Source organism: Dictyobacter kobayashii (assembly GCF_003967555.1).
In the GTDB taxonomy this organism is placed as follows: domain Bacteria; phylum Chloroflexota; class Ktedonobacteria; order Ktedonobacterales; family Ktedonobacteraceae; genus Dictyobacter; species Dictyobacter kobayashii.
This window is the reverse complement of the sequence record NZ_BIFS01000002.1, coordinates 2,326,424-2,342,899: the sequence shown is the minus strand read 5'-3', so window position 1 is coordinate 2,342,899 and position 16,476 is coordinate 2,326,424. Positions and strand designations below refer to the sequence as shown.

The 16,476-nt window shown below is 49.6% G+C and carries 12 protein-coding genes; 5 read left to right on the top strand and 7 right to left on the bottom strand.

Features of this window, described 5'->3' with window-relative positions:
• The first annotated feature begins 107 nt into the window (after nt 1-107).
• Nucleotides 108-1,403, top strand: coding sequence for a hypothetical protein (locus EL645_RS36635; RefSeq protein WP_126557327.1), 1,296 nt, complete (start codon nt 108-110; stop codon nt 1,401-1,403).
• 55 nt (nt 1,404-1,458) lie between these two features.
• Here the strand turns inward: EL645_RS36635 and EL645_RS36630 are convergent, their stop codons facing one another.
• From EL645_RS36630 to EL645_RS36620, 3 genes are all read right to left on the bottom strand, one after another.
• Nucleotides 1,459-1,884, bottom strand: a complete 426-nt coding sequence (locus EL645_RS36630; protein ID WP_218032235.1) for a YkvA family protein — start codon at nt 1,882-1,884, stop codon at nt 1,459-1,461.
• A 135-nt stretch (nt 1,885-2,019) separates the two neighbouring features.
• Nucleotides 2,020-2,298, bottom strand: coding sequence for a hypothetical protein (locus EL645_RS36625; protein ID WP_126557326.1), 279 nt, complete (start codon nt 2,296-2,298; stop codon nt 2,020-2,022).
• A 161-nt stretch (nt 2,299-2,459) separates the two neighbouring features.
• Nucleotides 2,460-5,153 carry a bifunctional YncE family protein/alkaline phosphatase family protein gene (locus EL645_RS36620; protein ID WP_161977991.1) on the bottom strand — a complete coding sequence of 898 codons (2,694 nt, stop codon included), beginning with the start codon at nt 5,151-5,153 and terminating at the stop codon, nt 2,460-2,462.
• Between the two features lie 630 nt (nt 5,154-5,783).
• Between EL645_RS36620 and EL645_RS36615 the strand changes: the two genes are divergently transcribed.
• The 3 genes from EL645_RS36615 to EL645_RS36605 all read left to right on the top strand — a co-directional run bounded on the left by EL645_RS36615 (nt 5,784) and on the right by EL645_RS36605 (nt 9,289).
• Nucleotides 5,784-7,415: a peptidoglycan D,D-transpeptidase FtsI family protein gene (locus EL645_RS36615; protein ID WP_126557324.1), complete on the top strand. Its 1,632-nt coding sequence runs from the start codon at nt 5,784-5,786 to the stop codon at nt 7,413-7,415.
• A 79-nt stretch (nt 7,416-7,494) separates the two neighbouring features.
• The gene (locus EL645_RS36610) at nt 7,495-7,869 is read left to right on the top strand and encodes a zeta toxin family protein (protein ID WP_126557323.1); all 375 of its coding nucleotides are present in this window, start codon (nt 7,495-7,497) and stop codon (nt 7,867-7,869) included.
• 418 nt (nt 7,870-8,287) lie between these two features.
• The gene (locus tag EL645_RS36605) at nt 8,288-9,289 is read left to right on the top strand and encodes a small ribosomal subunit Rsm22 family protein (protein WP_126557322.1); all 1,002 of its coding nucleotides are present in this window, start codon (nt 8,288-8,290) and stop codon (nt 9,287-9,289) included.
• A 145-nt stretch (nt 9,290-9,434) separates the two neighbouring features.
• Here EL645_RS36605 and EL645_RS36600 read toward each other — a convergent pair whose 3' ends face one another.
• Both EL645_RS36600 and EL645_RS36595 read right to left on the bottom strand, forming a co-directional pair.
• Complete coding sequence (locus EL645_RS36600; RefSeq protein WP_126557321.1) at nt 9,435-10,208, bottom strand: gamma-glutamyl-gamma-aminobutyrate hydrolase family protein; 774 nt, start codon at nt 10,206-10,208, stop codon at nt 9,435-9,437.
• Nucleotides 10,209-11,168: 960 nt separating this feature from the next.
• A complete protein-coding gene (locus tag EL645_RS36595) occupies nt 11,169-11,759 on the bottom strand; it encodes an acetate uptake transporter (RefSeq protein WP_126557320.1) in 591 nt (196 codons plus the stop codon).
• Nucleotides 11,760-12,553: 794 nt separating this feature from the next.
• Between EL645_RS36595 and EL645_RS36590 the strand changes: the two genes are divergently transcribed.
• Entirely contained in the window at nt 12,554-14,056 is a 1,503-nt protein-coding gene (locus tag EL645_RS36590; RefSeq protein ID WP_126557319.1) for an APC family permease, read from the top strand.
• A gap of 62 nt (nt 14,057-14,118) precedes the next feature.
• Here the strand turns inward: EL645_RS36590 and EL645_RS36585 are convergent, their stop codons facing one another.
• Together EL645_RS36585 and EL645_RS36580 are read right to left on the bottom strand one after the other, a co-directional pair.
• Entirely contained in the window at nt 14,119-14,772 is a 654-nt protein-coding gene (locus tag EL645_RS36585; RefSeq protein WP_126557318.1) for a hypothetical protein, read from the bottom strand.
• 339 nt (nt 14,773-15,111) lie between these two features.
• A complete protein-coding gene (locus tag EL645_RS36580; protein ID WP_126557317.1) occupies nt 15,112-16,476 on the bottom strand; it encodes a sulfatase family protein in 1,365 nt (454 codons plus the stop codon).

The window sequence follows — 16,476 nt, the reverse complement described above, 5'->3', positions numbered from 1 at the left end:
GGCTAGCTTTTAACCACATATAACTTTTTTGCTTGTATCTGGCGCTCATGCTGTATAATAATAGAAAGAGAAAGAATCTTTTATGTGCGATTAAAAAGGATCGAATTATGAATACAGCAAGGATGCATCTACAGCACATTTTACAAGCGCTGACTCTGCTTTGTACAGTATTACTTGTTGGCTGTAATAACGTTGCGGTACAGGATGCCACAACTACACCTAAGTCAGAGGCTAAACCCACAAGGATAGTAACAACAATGGCGTGGGAGAAGATTGCACTGCCAATCTCTGATACCCAATTGAGTGATTATGTCACATCCCCCATTGAACCCCAAACAATATATGCGTGTATGAAGGCGCATGCAACCGGAGCAGAGCAGATGACGCTCTGGCGCACACGTGATGCAGGTCAACACTGGTCTCAGCTACACTTATCCGCCGCAACTGGGGCTGGTTGCTCGCTATCGATCGCGCCAGATCAGCCTCAACGCATCGCCCTGCTCATCAAGCATGATCCAACCAGTCAACAGCCTGCTAATGCTGGCAGCCTTTATATGAGTATCGATGGTGGAACAAGCTGGCACAATATAAATAGTTCCAGCGCGCTTGCCAATGAGCAAATAGAAGATTGCAGCGTCACCATCACGGCCCATCATATCTATCTCTGGTATAGCTATGGCGGTGGGCAGGGCTCTTTGCAACACAGCCTGCTCGAACGCTCTGATGATAATGGACACTCCTGGTCCCACTCGGATACTGCGTTTGGAGCGAACAGTCTGTTTTTTATGCCCCAGATTGGACACGACGAGACGCTAACGACCATAGTACGCCACGTAGCGGGCGCGAATACCACCTCATCTCAATTATGGATCAGTCATGATGGCGGGCGCTCCTGGCAACAGCAAAACGATCTGCCACCACAGGTGATGACCTACCTACAACAAAGTCATAGTAGCTCAGCGCCGCTCTATGCGCTGGCCCATGAACAACTGCCATCAAATCTCTATCGGCTACAGTTATGGCAAAGCACCAGCGGCCAACAGTGGTCAACCATTCCTGCCCTGCCTGTCACAGGCACGAACGCAGAACAATCGGGATTGCTACAGGCACTCGCGATTACCAATAATGGACAGTTGCTAGCCTTTGGGGTTGATCCCAACAGCGGTATCCCAGCACGAACCAGCACCCAGCGACCAACCACCACCTTCTGGCTCTGGGCCTGGAATCCTGGCACCGCACACTGGCAGGTACTCTCGACCCCCCTACAATATACAGCCGACGAAGGTTGCGGACTCTGCTGGAACGGACAATTTGCCGGCAGTGCGCAACAGAACAGCTATCTCTATGCCTACCACTGGGGCGACCAGAAGCACCTCTTTCGCTTCCATTTACCCGAACTTTAGCTTCACAAGCAGACCATGATTCGAATAACAACAATAATAACGATCTGTAGCCTTATTAGTGGAAGAAAAAATGATAGATCAACCAGGACACTAAGAGGGCACATAATAGCCAGATAGCGATGATAACGGCGGCGGCCACGCGGTTAACCGGCCTGCCCTCGGCAAGGAGGATATCAGCACGTTGACGGCTCTCCAGCAAGACGGGCTCGGGAATCATTTTCAGGGCCAGGTAAATACCTAGCGGCAACAATAGCAGGTCATCAACCAGGCCCAAAACTGGAATAAAATCTGGAATCAGGTCCAGTGGGCTCAGAGCATATCCAATCACACAGGCGGTAAACAGGCGGCTATACCAGGGCACCCGTGGATCTTTATAAGCGAAATAGAGAGCATAGATCTCACGCTTCAAAAGTCGCACCCGACGTTTCCAGTCCTGGAAACGTCGGTCCGCAGTTTTCTTTTCCTCAATAACATCTGGCACGTAGAGCTCCCTTTAGCCTGGTGATGGTCATCAGTGATATGATCCAAGCGCCATAAGAAAAAACAAGACTCTGTGAGAGCCGTCTGCCTGCTCCCACAAAGTACAAAAAGCAGCTATACAAAGCTTATAAGCCGGCTATTGGCGGTAGCGCTCGCGTAGAGCCTCTTCAGGGATATATTCACCAGGTAGCAGGTGGAGCGGCTCTTTTTCATCGGCTTCAAGGCGCGCAATTTCGACACGGGCTCGTTCTTTTTCTCGGACAATCAGACAGACAGCAATCGCCCAGGCAACAGAATTAATAACCACAGCAACCGGTACAGTGATCGCCAAAATCTCTTTCATAGATAGCATTGTAGCTACCCCAGGTCCTTGAACAACATTATTTGCTTGCACATCGTGATGTCGTGATTTCATAGATTCCTCTCCTTAAAGACATTCCATTATATCAACAAAGGATATTCACATATTTAAAAAGCGGTTGAGCTGAATTCATGATATTGATCAGCTGACTACGTAACACATATATTACCTGATTTCAACGCTCTCGTCTAACGGTATCATTTCACAAAATCGCATTATCCATCATTATCAGGTGCTGTAACGGGAGAGGCCTGTCTGATACCAGGATAAGGGGTATGTATACCTTTGATAGCGTACCAGAGAATCTGGTTGAGCTGATCCATGGGGATATTATCTTCCATTGAGAAATCCATGCGCTCCGAGGCGGCGGCCCCATAGGCAGTGCGGCTATTAGTGGCCGTAGTAGAGATATCCTCACGTCGCACCGTATAGGGTGTAGTATTAGCATGGCTGGTAAACGCACGCCACATAGGCACCGCATTGGCATCATATTGACTCAAAGGGCGCAACCCGAGAATCAACTCAATAGTCCGCAACATGGCCGCAGTGTCATAGAGCGTATGATCCACATGCACCTGCCTACGAGCCGTATAGGGACTGATGACCAACGATTCTGTGCGATGTGCATCTACATGATCAGGTCCATTCTGAGAATCATCCTCTGTCACAAAAATAGCCGTACTGGCCCAATACTTGCTATGGCTTACCGCATCCACCATCTGACCCAATGCATAATCGTTATCGGCCACATATGCCTGAGGCGTCAATTTGCCAGCCCTTGTCCCCTCGGTATGATCATTGGGCAACCATACAAGTTCTAACTGTGGCAAATTATTATGGGCCACAAACTGGGCAAATTCACGCTTCCATTCTTTCACTCGGTCAGCATCCATAAAATTCAGGTCAAATGGCTTATAACGAGGATCATAATGATTAAGCAGGCGGGGCACTACCTCGCCAGTGACCTGCATGGGCGCGAAACACAATACCTGCCCGGGCGGAATATGTTCACCAAGGTAGGTATGGGCCACGGGACCCTTACAGCTGGCTGCTTGAGCGGCAGGCAATAGATGAGGCGGCTCCTTCGTATGCAATTGGTAGAATTCACCATAATCCCGATATGTAATATGCGCTTCGGCGGCCGCATCCCAGATGTAGCCACCCGGTGAAAGGCCAATCGCGTTGTCTCCACTAAAATCAGCTGGACGATGGCGGCCATTGATGCCGGGTGAATAATTTTGCGGCCACATCTTCTCAATATAATCGTTGGCATTAGCCGAGTTGATCCAGTTATGGCCATCGGCACTCACCTCTGCATCAGCATAAAAATTATCAAAGACTCCGAAACGCCTGGCCAGTGTATGTATATTGGGTGTAATTTTCTGTGGAAAGAGCGTCAATTGCGCATCCCCATTAGCCGGTTTTTCATCCCCCAGAACTTGATCATAAGTGCGATTCTCTTTAATCACATAAATCACATGTTTGATTGGAGAAGTACCTCCTGGCCGGGGAATTGGATTATTTGCATCACGTTCATTCAGTACGGCAGCAGGTTTTCCATCATTACGCGAAACCTGGTCAGTATAGAGCTTCAGGCGCTCTGCTTTAGGGATCTCAATGGTAGAGAGGGTCCCATTAATCATACTCCCGGTAAAGCCATTGAAGGCGCAATTACAGTAGTGATTATTATAACCACTTACCGCGTCCACAATGGGAGGTTTCACACGAACCGGATCGGCATATAATCGTTTATCATTGGGGCCAGCCCCTATCCCCTTGCCATTGGTAACATAAAGGGTGGAATTCGCCGCATCCACATTGACTGAAGTAGGATACCAGGCGGTAGGGATACGGCCCTGGATCTGTCCTTTATCACCCTGTAGATTGATCACAACCACCTCGTTATTGCCCGCGTCCACCACATAGAGGGTCTTCCCGTTCGGGCTAAGCGCCAGGCCCTGCGGGCTACTACTCAAAGGGGCATGGGGCCGGGGCGACACCGAGATCCGTCCCACTTCCCGCTGCTCATCGGTATCTATAATGGAGATCGCATCACTATTAGCAGCGGCCACATATAAATAATCATCATGGGGACTCAAAACCATCGCGGTAGGATGCTGGCCAACTGGGATACTGGCAATTTCATCATTAGTCTTAGTACTAACCACTGAAATAGTGGCATCGCCCCAATTACTGGCATAGATAAGCTTACCATCTTTACTCGCCAGCGTTGTATAAGGATATAGACCAATAGTTACATGCTTTAATACCTTTTTACTGGCTGTATCCACTATTGCCATGGTATGGGCCAGATTATCGGCAACATACAGCCTCTTGCCATCAGGGCTCAAACTCAGGCCGGTCGGGAAATTATTCAGATGGTGCTCCTGTAGACTAATGGCAGCCTCCTCGTGTAAATGTCCATCCGCAGAGACGGTATAGGTATGGACGATATTCTCACCACCCCCAGAAGCATAGGCAATCTTCCCATCGGGGCTGTAAGCCAATCCCACAAAGACGCTGTGAGGGGAGATATAAGGGATGGTTTGGACAAGCGTATGATTACTGGTAGAGATGACCTGTAATGACTGAATACCTGCACCCCCATTAGAAACCAACAAATGTTTGCCGTCCGGGGCCAGCACCGCATTCAAAGGCAGATCCCCTAAAACCGTTTGCTGTCCGGCAGGGGTAATCGTCCAGGTATCAACCAGGCGCGTCGCGCCATTTTTTGTGCCAGGCATAGCCGTTAAAAAAGCAGCTTCTCCAGTGGCAGTTGTAGTATAAAAAAATGATACGCAGATAGCCATAATCAGCAGAAGCGGCAAAAATATTACAAACAGATTGAGAGGGCGGCCTGGATGCCCAGGCAGGTAGTGCCCCCCTTGAGCTTGTAGATCTTGTCGCATACCATAGCCTTTCAATGCTAGCAGGCATTCACACATAACCAACGCTTAAAAGCATCCTCAACGCCGCTTGAGCGCGGCTCGCCCAGCAGCCACAAGCTCAATCATTCTCACAAATGCATCAGTTGTGCTCAGACGATTGAATGGCATACTTTGATTATAATCAATAAAAAACCGGACTATATAGAAATAATCGATGCCCCTCCGAGCACATCCAGCCAGGATGCATAATAGACATGCACACATCTATCATCTAAAACTGCCGTCAATAAACATACAATAATATCGATAAGAGATTTTTGTGCTTGCGCAACGTCTCATAAATACCGGGGTCATAAATTAACAACTTGCGTTTAATATAAACGTATATTTCTTCGGAGGAATGGACAAGAAAATAATTTTGGTCAGGCGCAATGCTGATAGCTGATATCTAACGATAGCGTCGAAAAGAGAGACCTCCTTCTTTATAGTGGCGAAAGCCAGCGGCCTGAATAAGAGAGGCGTAAGAGAACAAAAATGCTGCGGCATCGAGACAAAGCGGGCTTCAATTCCTGGCAGTGAATACAAATAATACACTGACAAAATCTATCTATATTACACGTACAGCAGGTATCATAAGCAAAGGGTGCCTTTATGAATATTAGCTCTAGCATACGAAATTTAACTTATATCTTTGTGATCTTATTCGTGGGTTTAAGCGGTGGATTGGTATACTGGCAGGTAGTGAAGGCGGATAATGTCACAGCAACCATTCACAATCCCCGGCGCTGCTCGGCAGAGAACGCGCCGGTACGAGGACGCATCTTCGATCGCAACGGCGTCTTGCTGGCAGAATCAGTGCCAGCCAAAGTCTGTGGTGGCTATATCCGTCACTATACAGATCCGTCGCTGGCCGCGATCATTGGCTATTATGCTCCAGGAACGTATATTCCAGGTATTGAGGGCCAGTATAATGACGTGCTTACCGGCAATGCAGGCCGTACCGCATTAGATAACGAAATCAACAAAACACTGCACAAATCGCCAATTGGGAACGACATCTATCTCACCATCGACGAACGCATCCAACAACTGGCAGTGCAGCAGTTCAATAACTATCATCCCGATACCGATCCCTTCTATCAGCAGAACTATTCAATCAACCAGGCAGCGCCCTCTAACAAGGGATCAGTAGTCATTTCAGATCCGCATACCGGCGAAATCCTGGCCATGGTTAGTTCACCAGGCTACGATCCCAATAAGATGGTCCAGACCCTGTCTAATGGAGATTATAATTACTACAATCAGATGGACAAAGATCCCGATCATCCGTTGTATGTGCGACCATTGAAAGAGCTCTATTCGCCGGGCTCAACCTTTAAAACCGTCACCCTGATGGCCGCCCTCGATTCAGGTACCACCACATTGGATCATCCCTGGGACAAGAAAGGGGCGGTGGGTCCGCTGTTCTACGACGGGCACCAGATCGTAGGCGATAATCTGGGGGTTGGAGAATTCGTCTTCCACTTCCCGATTACGACCGAATTCGCCTATGCCAACTCGGATAATATCGTGTTTGCGCAGCTCGGGGTCAATACGGGCATGGATAAATGGCTAGAGTACGCCAAAAAGCTCTACATTGATCAGGATATTCCATTTGATTTGCCAACGCAGAAAAGTAGCGTGCTCAATAGCGATGGGCAACCCTTGTCAACCCTCCAATTGGCAACCAACGGCTTCGGGCAGGGCGTAGACAACGTCTCGCCGCTCCAGATGTCGATGGTGGATAACACCGTCGCCAATAACGGTGTCCTGATGCGCCCCATGCTGGTTTCAAAAATTACCGACCAGGCTAAAAATCCGCTGCAGACGATAGATCCGCAGGTGTTAAATACCGTGGTGAGCAAGGACACAGCTTACCAGGTCAGACAGGCGATGGCAGCCGTGACAACCTGTGGCAGCGGTTGGCATCTTAGCCAGAACTTTGGCTATACATCGGCCATTGCGGGCAAAACTGGTACCGCCGAGGTTGGTGGTGGCTTACCAGCCCATGGCTGGATGATCACGCAGGCCCCATTTACCCTGCACAACGCCGACCAGATGCCCGCGCTAACCATCGTGGCCATGCGCGAGAACGGCGGAGAAGGCGCCTATGCAGTCGGTCCCAGCATCTGGAAGATGTATAACGATATCTTCGACAAAGGCTATGTTAAAGTTAACAACATGCCCTCGCCACTATATTCAGAAAGCTATTGCCCGGCGACTAAACTGTGGCAAACGCGCTAGACATAATTATTAACAAAACAAAAAGATCTCTCGGCACCTATGGGGAGATCTTTTTTATTTTTAAAGAAGAGAAATTAACATGGAACAGTCTGCGATGGCGGTTGAAAAAGAACCCGTCTTGATCTTAATCACAGGCATTATGGCAGCCGGAAAGTCTACCGTTGCCCATGCGTTAGCCCAACACTTTAAGCGAGGTGTACATATCGAGGCAGATACGTTACAGCGCATGATTGTTGCGGGAGGGCAGTGGGCCGATGAGGTGGGTCCACCCGAGGGGGAAGCAGCCGAGCAGCTACACCTACGCCTCAAGCACATGTGTATGCTGGGAAGATCATTTTTCGCCAACGGTTTCTCGGTAGTGTTCGACGATATCATCATGGGAGAGCGCTGGCAGCAGTTTCAGGCAGAGATGGTGGGTCTACCCATCAATGTCGTGGTACTGACTCCCTGCTAACAATTATTGAGCAGCGTGACTTCCAACGTACCAAACAAACGCAGGGCCGAGCCTGGGCTGAGTACCTGGATCAAGAATTAAGGGCGAGCATGGACCACACGGGATTGTGGATCGATAATTCACAACAAACGCCTGCCGAGACGGTTGAAAGGATTCTACAGGCGCTGGCCATGCAAAAGGACAGGGCTATGTAATGTTCGCCCAGAGAATGTACATCTTTCAGGTGTGGAGTGTGTGGAGTGGGCGGCCGCGGCCGCCCGCTCCACACACTCCACACCCCCAACCCGGCGCCGCAGGCGCCAAAGAGAAACATTAAATAGCACTGGCAAAAGGACTAAATGGTTGCATCGCCCTATCCTAATCTGCTAGAGTAATAAAAGCCAGAGAATATGTTTAAAGAGGGACGTTAGTAGAAAATATGCCACTGTTATCCTTACCTGATCAGTTAGAGAGCGCCATTGAAAAGGCCTTGCAGAGTGTACCCGCCTCCAAGTGGAAAAGTGCGGCCAAAGCCTTGAGTGAACGCTACCGAACGCAGCGCACGGGTCAGGAGACAGCATTGGCCAGGGGCGTTGATGCGGCGCTGGGCTATGCGGCGCTGATTATGCCTGCGGCCTACGCCCAGCTTAGCGGTGCGATGATCTCGGTCAAAGCACGTGTGCCAGACTGGCAACCGACCAGCATGCTGGATATCGGCAGTGGACCAGGAACCGCGCTGTGGGCGGCAACAGAACAATGGCCTTCTTTACAACGGCTCACCGCCTGGGAGCGCGAGTCCTCTTTTATTGATCTGGGACGCCAACTGGCCAGGAGTAGCGAGCGAGCAGCCCTGAAACAAACAGACTGGCATAGAGTCACCATTGGTAGTAAACTGCCAGGCCAGATTGAAACCTACGACCTGATCGTGCTGGGGCATGTGCTCAATGAATTACCAGAAACCTTACGGCAGGAGATTATTACACTGGCCTGGCAACACTGCTCAGGGATCTTGCTGCTCGTAGAACCTGGCACTTCGGCTGCCTTCCCCATCATCAAAGCCATGCGCGAATATCTGCTCAGCCTGGAAGCCCATATCGTAGCTCCCTGCGCCCATAGTATGGCCTGTCCCCTGGTAGATGATTGGTGCCACTTCCCGCAACGCCTGGAACGTCCCGCATTTCAGCGCCTGGCCAAAGCCGGGACAGCCGGTTGGGAGGAGAGCAAGTTCTCTTATGCCGCCCTGGCCCGCTTCAAAGCCAGCACGCCCATCTGGGGCCGTCTGATTCACCAACCCCACAAATCCAAGAAAGATGTCAGCCTCACCGTTTCCAGCACACAGGGAATTGTCGAAGTCCATATTCCTAAACATAATCGCGAAGCCTTTCGCAACGCCACCGATTACGATTGGGGCGATACCATCGAAGTCACCCTCAAACCCTGAAAATCCTTATGTAAGTGCCTGTGATACAACAATAGCAGCACATGACAAAAAGGCTCGCGGAAGAGATAGGCAAAAGCTTCTGTCTACCCGTTCCGTGAGCCTTTTGTGTTAGATTATTATTTTTTGAGCAATAGTAAGTATTTTATTATGCGCTAGCCGACCAGACCGGTGCTTCCATACCCAATTGCAGGCTCATCTTCTCGATTGAGGCTTCCACAAATGAGCGGAATAAGCGAGCCCAGATGGGATTATCATGATACAGTTCTTCTGGATGGCATTGTGTTCCCAGCATAAATGTGCGCTCAGGCAGTTCCAATAGCTCAATGATGCCATCTTCAGCCAGGCCACTGGCGGCAACGCCGTCACCTAATTTTTTAACCGCCTGGTGGTGCAGGCTATTGACCAGCACCTCATCGCTACCTAAAATCTGGTACATCCTGCTATCAGGATCAATACTCACACTATGGATAGTCTGGTTACGAGGTAAATGCCAATTTGCATGCTGCAAACCATTCTCGTAGCCAGTGTCCAGGTCCTGGTAGAGAGTACCACCACGCGCAACGTTCATCAACTGCATGCCACGGCAGATGCCAAGTGTAGGCATATCTTCTTGATAAGCCCAGCGAGCCAGGTGGAGCTCTAATTTATCTAATGCCGGATCAGTCTCACTGATAGCGGCTATCGCTTCTTCTTTGTATGTACTGGGGTGTACATCGATACCACCGGAGAGGAGTAAACCATCCAGGCGCGAAAGCAACGAACGCAGGCTCTCATAATCATTCATAATGGGAATAATAATAGGGACCCCACCCGCACTCTCGACCGCATGGACATATGATTGATTGCTATAATATACAGGCTTCTCGGCGTTCTCGCCCCTCACCCCTGTTCGACATGGTATTCCAATTAACGGTCGCATTATCACCACTCCTATCTATATACTGGATAACATAATAGCTTTCTTGATTATTCCTTGCTGGCTAGTTGTTACACGCGGCACCAGTAAATACATCCCTGTGGAGCAGCCTCTGCCCTAACCACCACCACATCCCTTGTTGCTATTACATCCCTACGGTAGAAAACAATTGTAGAAAGTATTATGAGTTTAGTTGTAAACCAGTGAAACGCATAATACAGTAGCCATGTCGTCAGTGACTTTTTTCAGAATTCGTACTGAGGAAAACTTTACTTATTATTGTTTTACAGTTGGCTGCTATGGCTTGTCAAGCGCATAGGACTTTTTTGCATGCCATTAAGAAAGATATGTCAGGCATTTGTATTATTATTGTTAATACGTTTATATTACAAAGTTTAATTTATATATAAGGATTGATTAAAATACAAGCAAATTTTCACCGACTTCTAAAGCGCAGCCAGTGACAAAATTCAGGGTATATTAAATACTACGAAGATTATCAATTTTCGATGACTGAGAAGTTTCCACTGCCTATCTTTAGCATAGCATGGAGTATCTATGGAAAGACTCACATTTCTACTGCGTACCGCTACACAATTAAATCTGTTTAGGAGTTGTTAGTATCGACTCGCGCGCCTGCGGCACGCAGCTTGAGTTAAAGGTGTGCAGGAATGAGGTGGCCGCGGCCACCTCATTCCTGCACACCTTTAACTGAGGGCTTGAGAGCTTTGGGCCACGCTGATGAAGACATATTAAGGGGAAAGGATGAAGACATATTAAGGGGAAAGTTACATGGTATTGGCTAGTGGAGTGGACAATTCGACCAGTACAGAACGCTACTTGAGATGTCAGCAAGGGTGGCTTTAAGTGTGTAGTTAGCCAGGCTGCTTGCATCCCAGGTAGCGTACTTTTCATGGCACGGCACGTTATGCGCCAGGTGGATGTTTAATTTACGTTAAAAGTTCAGGGTCGAGGGCCGACAGGCAGACCAAAGGGGGCCTTAACAGTTGTCAATAGGCCGGCCAGGGCTGTGTACCAGGCGACCAGCGCGGTGATAATACCAAGCCATCCGCCGATTACAGTAAAGGTAGACCCGCCGCCCAGAGCGCCAATTGTCAGCGCCAGGAAGGTAAGGAACAGGAAGAAAAACACGCCCATCAACGCGAAGTTGCTACGCAGGGTACCAATAAACATAATGCCGGTAAAGATTGTCCAACCAAGAAGGAAAAAACCAAATGCAGTCTCATTGGGGATCAACTTAAGCTGTAACGTAGCTGCCACAGACAGCCAGAAGGCGCCAAAGGAAGTGAATGCAGTCGCCCCAAAGGTATTCCCCATTCTAAATTCCCACATGCCAGCCAATAATTGCGCCAGACCACCATAGAATAACGCCAGGCCAATCACGATACCGGCCCCGGTAAACAAATTAGCGTTGGCGGCACTCAACACGAATGTGGTCAGAGCAAAAGCACACAACCCAAGAGGAGCAGGATTGACCGCGGTTGCAACCTCTTCTCCTGCAGCACGCTCGTTCTTCAACGAAAACTGAGCCATAGCATTGCCACCTTTCCTGGAATGTTTCTTAACATACATCGCTGCACAAAACTATGGGCAAGCGCTATTTTTCACATCTACATGATAGACAGGCGTCATTACCTGTATAGCAAAGGAAAAACAGGCAAAGTGGAACAGATTACAGTAACAGTGTTTAGATGGTTACGGTGTTTCCCTTTCCTCCTTTCATACGTCTGGGATCAAGAACTATCTTAATTCATATAATTCCTGACACTTACTATTGTACGATATATCGACGCATTTGCCAATTGTTCTAAGGGTCAGATCAGGGCTTTTTCATGTTTCTCTTTGGCGCCTGCGGCGCCGGGTGGGAGTGTGGAGTGTGTTTGGTGGGCGGCCGCCCACCAAACACACTCCACACCTGGACAGGCATTAAAAAGCTCTGGGATCAGATAATTGCTCCTCTGCGGACGTGCGCTGGCGCACCCGAGCAATTTTTTATGGTGTGGTGTAGAAAATGCGCGGCGCGCATTTTCTACACCACACCATAAAACGATGTTGAGCACCGCAGGTGTAAAGGCATATGGACAAAGAGTGCGGATATCGCGAGGTTCAGATACACTCATAGATAAGAAATGTTTTAGATTGAAATCACAGCCATAGCATGCTATCATTGGATTAAGTAAGCAGGCCTGCGATTATCAATCTCACCGGGAATTAAAAAGACCTCACTCATTTCAGCAGAACAATGATGTTCTAAGGACATATCATTGAGCATCACCGATTTATTGGGTACAGTATTTCTGAATAGCTGAAAGGCGGGTTAACGTTCCATGGAGACTAATGTAGAGAACATACCTGGTGGCACCTTACGTTCAGAGCGCATAGCTGGCGGCATCCTCCCCAAAGTCCTCAATTCTTTTGACATGGTAGCTATTTTTGTCGCCATCGTGCTCTTTGCCAGCAATGGGGCAGTGATGGCTGGTGGCGCCGGGCCCTCGGCATATTTATATTGGACGCTTGGCTTTATCACCTTTCTGATTCCTGGCGCAATTGTTACCGGCCAGCTCGGCCTGATGTTCCCCAATGAGGGTTCAATTTATATCTGGACCAACAAAGCCTTTGGGCCTTTCATGGGTTTTTTCGCAGGCTTCTGCGCCTGGTGGCCTGGTATCCTGGTAATGATCGCCACCGGCGATGGTGTGGTGTCACTGATCCAGCAGTTGAACAGCAGCTGGCTTACCGAGCCGTGGCAGCAGGGGTTGATTATCTTTCTGGTCATTGTCTTCTCATTCATCCTTTCGATCCTGCGCTTCCGCGTCACCCAGAATTTTGTCAATGTGATTTTTGTTGCCTACGGCGGCGCCATCCTACTGGTTGGGCTGGCGGGGCTACTCGCCATTTTCGGCGGCCATCCCGCGCCCGTCGATTATGCAGGGCACAACTGGCTCCCCGTACCTTCAACATGGACCTTCTATGGGACGGTCATTCTGGCACTGCTCGGCGTTGAAGTACCGCTAAATATGGGGGTCGAGATCACCCATCCGCGTTCAATCACACGCTACCTACTCTGGGGCTCAGCCGTCGTTATCGCAGGTTATCTGCTGATCACATTTGGAGTGATGAACGCCGTCAAACCGGTCAGCGCCCAGGGCAGTCCGGCCGCGATCGCTCAGGCGGTTCAATCCAGCTTTGGGGCCGTCGGACCATTTCTGGGGGTGATCGTAAACATCATCTTTATTGGCTTCTTCCTGTTCAACACAGCCGTCTACAACTACTCGTTTGGACGCCTACTCTTCGTCTCTGGCCTCGACCGCCGCATGCCCGCCGTGATCAGTAGAGTCAATGCCAATAAAGTTCCCTGGGTAGCGGTATTGACGCAGAGCATTATTGCCGCCTTCTTCACCATTATTACTTTTGTTATCGCACCTTATGCCCTGAATACTGGCCTGAAGCCCGCAGACCTCTCCACCGTCATCTATGATATCCTGCAGGCCGCCGTCACCGTCATCTGGTGTGTCTCAATGGTCATCCTCTTCATTGATGTAATCATCATTCGCAGCAAGTATCACGAAGACTTCATACGGGCCCGCCTGGCACCTGACTGGGTCTTCTATGTCTGCTCGATCCTGGGTCTGCTTGCCAGTGCGGTCGGCGTATACGTCACCTTCACCGGGCCCTGGACCAGCTTGATCTCTTACCAACAATGGATTCTCTGGATTGGCGGGATCGGCGTGATCTCCTTAATCATTGGTATTGCACTCTTCTTCGTTGGCCAACGCTCAGTCAAAGGTGATGTTAGCGACGAAGAGATAATCGCCCAGACTACCGCTTAAAACAAAACAGCCAGGCCAGGATGGCCCATCTCAGCATGAGCCATCCTGGCCTGGCATCATCACTACAACGCTGGCTGCGCGCTTGCATTGCGCATTAAACGACGTCCTTCTACATTCAGATAGGCCACCGTAATCCAGGCAGCCAGCATACAGATGAGCGTCGGCAGGAAATCCCAGGCGGCATAGCCATTGATCTGCGTTGAGGACGGCACAAAAATGAGAATAGCAATAATGATCAGGCACCAGATTACACCCATGAACAGATAGGCTGGTACCCCAAAGACACGGGCAATAGGAATCTCGTGTATACCAATGAAGAGTAGAATAACAGGTAATTCTAGTTCCGCATGATGAAACATGGGAAGGATGGTAACCGAAAGAATGATCCCAACTATCTCAAAAATGATGGCGCCGATAAACCAACGCTGCAGGCGCCGGGCATAGCTGAGGTTCTCAGGCGTCTTCTCGGCCATTGGTACCTTGCGGGCCAGGCGCAGATGGCCAAAGCTAAGTAGCATTAATAGGACAAAGACACAGAGCGCGATACCACCAAGTATCCAGGTCAGGACCGTAATGTGACCGAAAAACACAAAGCCAAATGGAAAAACCGTGCCAGCGAAGAGCAGCCAGAGCATCCCAATAGATCTGCCAACCGCAGCATAACGATTAATTGTGTATCCCGGCGTAATTGTCGAATTAGTATCTGTTTCTAGCATACAAAACATCCTTTTTTGTTTATGCAATCAGATTAAGCATATTATAACTTGTAAATACGTACATAGATTATAACGTAGTATAAGATAAATATAAATATCCTTGACTGATTTTCAGGGCTATCTAATGTTTATCCAGAGAATGTACATCTTTCAGGTGTGGAGTGTGTTTGGTGGGCTGCGGCGGCCGCAGCCCACCAAACACACTCCACACCCCCAACCCGGCGCTGCAGGCGCCAAAGAGAAACATGAAATAGCCCTGACTGATTTTTATATTACATTCATTTATTGTAATAAATAAACGCACCCATTGTAAAAGTATGGGTGCATTTGAACTGCGTATTATGTTTTTTGGCGGGCCAGTAAACGTTGCATAAAACGTTCATAGTTCAGGCTCAAACCCTGTACTTGAATGGGATCGGCTTCACCGGCAATCGTTGACATGCGCATACGCCATTTGCGTAGCAGGTCGAGCATTTCAACCAGCTTCTCGGGCTCTTGCTGGCTGAGATCTTGCTGCTCAGCGGGATCGTGACGCAAATCAAAAAGTAAGGGCTCCGGTGAACGTGGCCTGCCATAAAAATCTGGCAAGGGTTGACCCTGGACATCCTCTATAATGGGCACAATGACCTTCCATTCGGGGGCGCGCAGGGCAATCGAGGCCTGACGCGAAGATTCAACCGAGACGAGATAGGGATGTGGCATGGACATCGAGCCAGCTAGCAATGGCAACAGGTTCACGCCATCGAGAGCGTAGGGCAAGGCTGCCAGGCCAACAAGCGCACCAAGCGTCGGCACGATATCCAGGTGTGAAACCATCGTAGTAATACGGCCAGCCGGCTGTTGGGGCTGGTGGAGCAGTAGCGCAATACGAGTCACGGCATCATACAAGCCATGATGATCGAAATAGAAATTGCCTTCACCAAAGCATTCCCCGTGATCGGAGAGGAGCACAAAAATGGTATTCTCCCACAATGCCTGCGCCTTAAGGGCGTGGACCAGTCGGCCAACCTCAACATCTACCTGACTGATCTCCCCATCATACTGGGCCACAACATAGGCATAATCATCGGGATGGCGCAGGTGCATATCGTCCAGAAAGGCATCGTAGTATGCTGGCTGGATTTTGCGCACCTCGGCCAGGTCGATGGGACCCGAACCCGGCTCGTAATGTAAGGTGTCATACGGAGGAAGAGGCGCGTAAGGGGTGTGAGGATCCCAATAATGTAGGAACAAGAACAGCGGCTGATCGGCGTACTCCTGCAACAGGCTCAGAGCCCGGTCGGTCAGCTGCTTACTCTGATCCCCAAAGGGTTTGTAGAGAAAACCCGAATAGTAATCATAGCCGCGCGCGAACCAGCTGCCACGACCCTCACCCTGCACTGCCAGATTATCACAGGCCGCCGTGATATAGCCTCGCTGCTTCAGCATCTGAGGCAGCATCTGAATCGAGGAAGAGAGGCGACGCTGACCCGAATGCGACACAATACCATGGCGATAAGGATGCAGCCCCGTGTAAAGGGTGGTGAAAGAAGGCATAGTCGGAATGCCAGCGGCAAACGCCTGCTCAAAAACCTGGGACTCAGCGGCCAGAGCATCGATATGCGGCGAAGTTGGTCGCGTATAACCATAACAGCCCAGATGGTCAGCACGCAGACTGTCGATCGCCACCACCACAATGTTGGGCAAATTCTCTGCAAAAGTCAT

Coding starts and splice junctions, on each gene's coding strand:
- EL645_RS36585 (WP_126557318.1), bottom strand. CDS start 14,772: ATGCTAGAAACAGATACTAATTCGACAATTACGCCGGGATACACAATT.
- EL645_RS36620 (WP_161977991.1), bottom strand. CDS start 5,153: ATGCGACAAGATCTACAAGCTCAAGGGGGGCACTACCTGCCTGGGCAT.
- EL645_RS36590 (WP_126557319.1), top strand. CDS start 12,554: ATGGAGACTAATGTAGAGAACATACCTGGTGGCACCTTACGTTCAGAG.
- EL645_RS36605 (WP_126557322.1), top strand. CDS start 8,288: ATGCCACTGTTATCCTTACCTGATCAGTTAGAGAGCGCCATTGAAAAG.
- EL645_RS36625 (WP_126557326.1), bottom strand. CDS start 2,298: ATGAAATCACGACATCACGATGTGCAAGCAAATAATGTTGTTCAAGGA.
- EL645_RS36600 (WP_126557321.1), bottom strand. CDS start 10,208: ATGCGACCGTTAATTGGAATACCATGTCGAACAGGGGTGAGGGGCGAG.
- EL645_RS36635 (WP_126557327.1), top strand. CDS start 108: ATGAATACAGCAAGGATGCATCTACAGCACATTTTACAAGCGCTGACT.
- EL645_RS36580 (WP_126557317.1), bottom strand. CDS start 16,476: ATGACTTTTGCAGAGAATTTGCCCAACATTGTGGTGGTGGCGATCGAC.
- EL645_RS36595 (WP_126557320.1), bottom strand. CDS start 11,759: ATGGCTCAGTTTTCGTTGAAGAACGAGCGTGCTGCAGGAGAAGAGGTT.
- EL645_RS36610 (WP_126557323.1), top strand. CDS start 7,495: ATGGAACAGTCTGCGATGGCGGTTGAAAAAGAACCCGTCTTGATCTTA.
- EL645_RS36615 (WP_126557324.1), top strand. CDS start 5,784: ATGAATATTAGCTCTAGCATACGAAATTTAACTTATATCTTTGTGATC.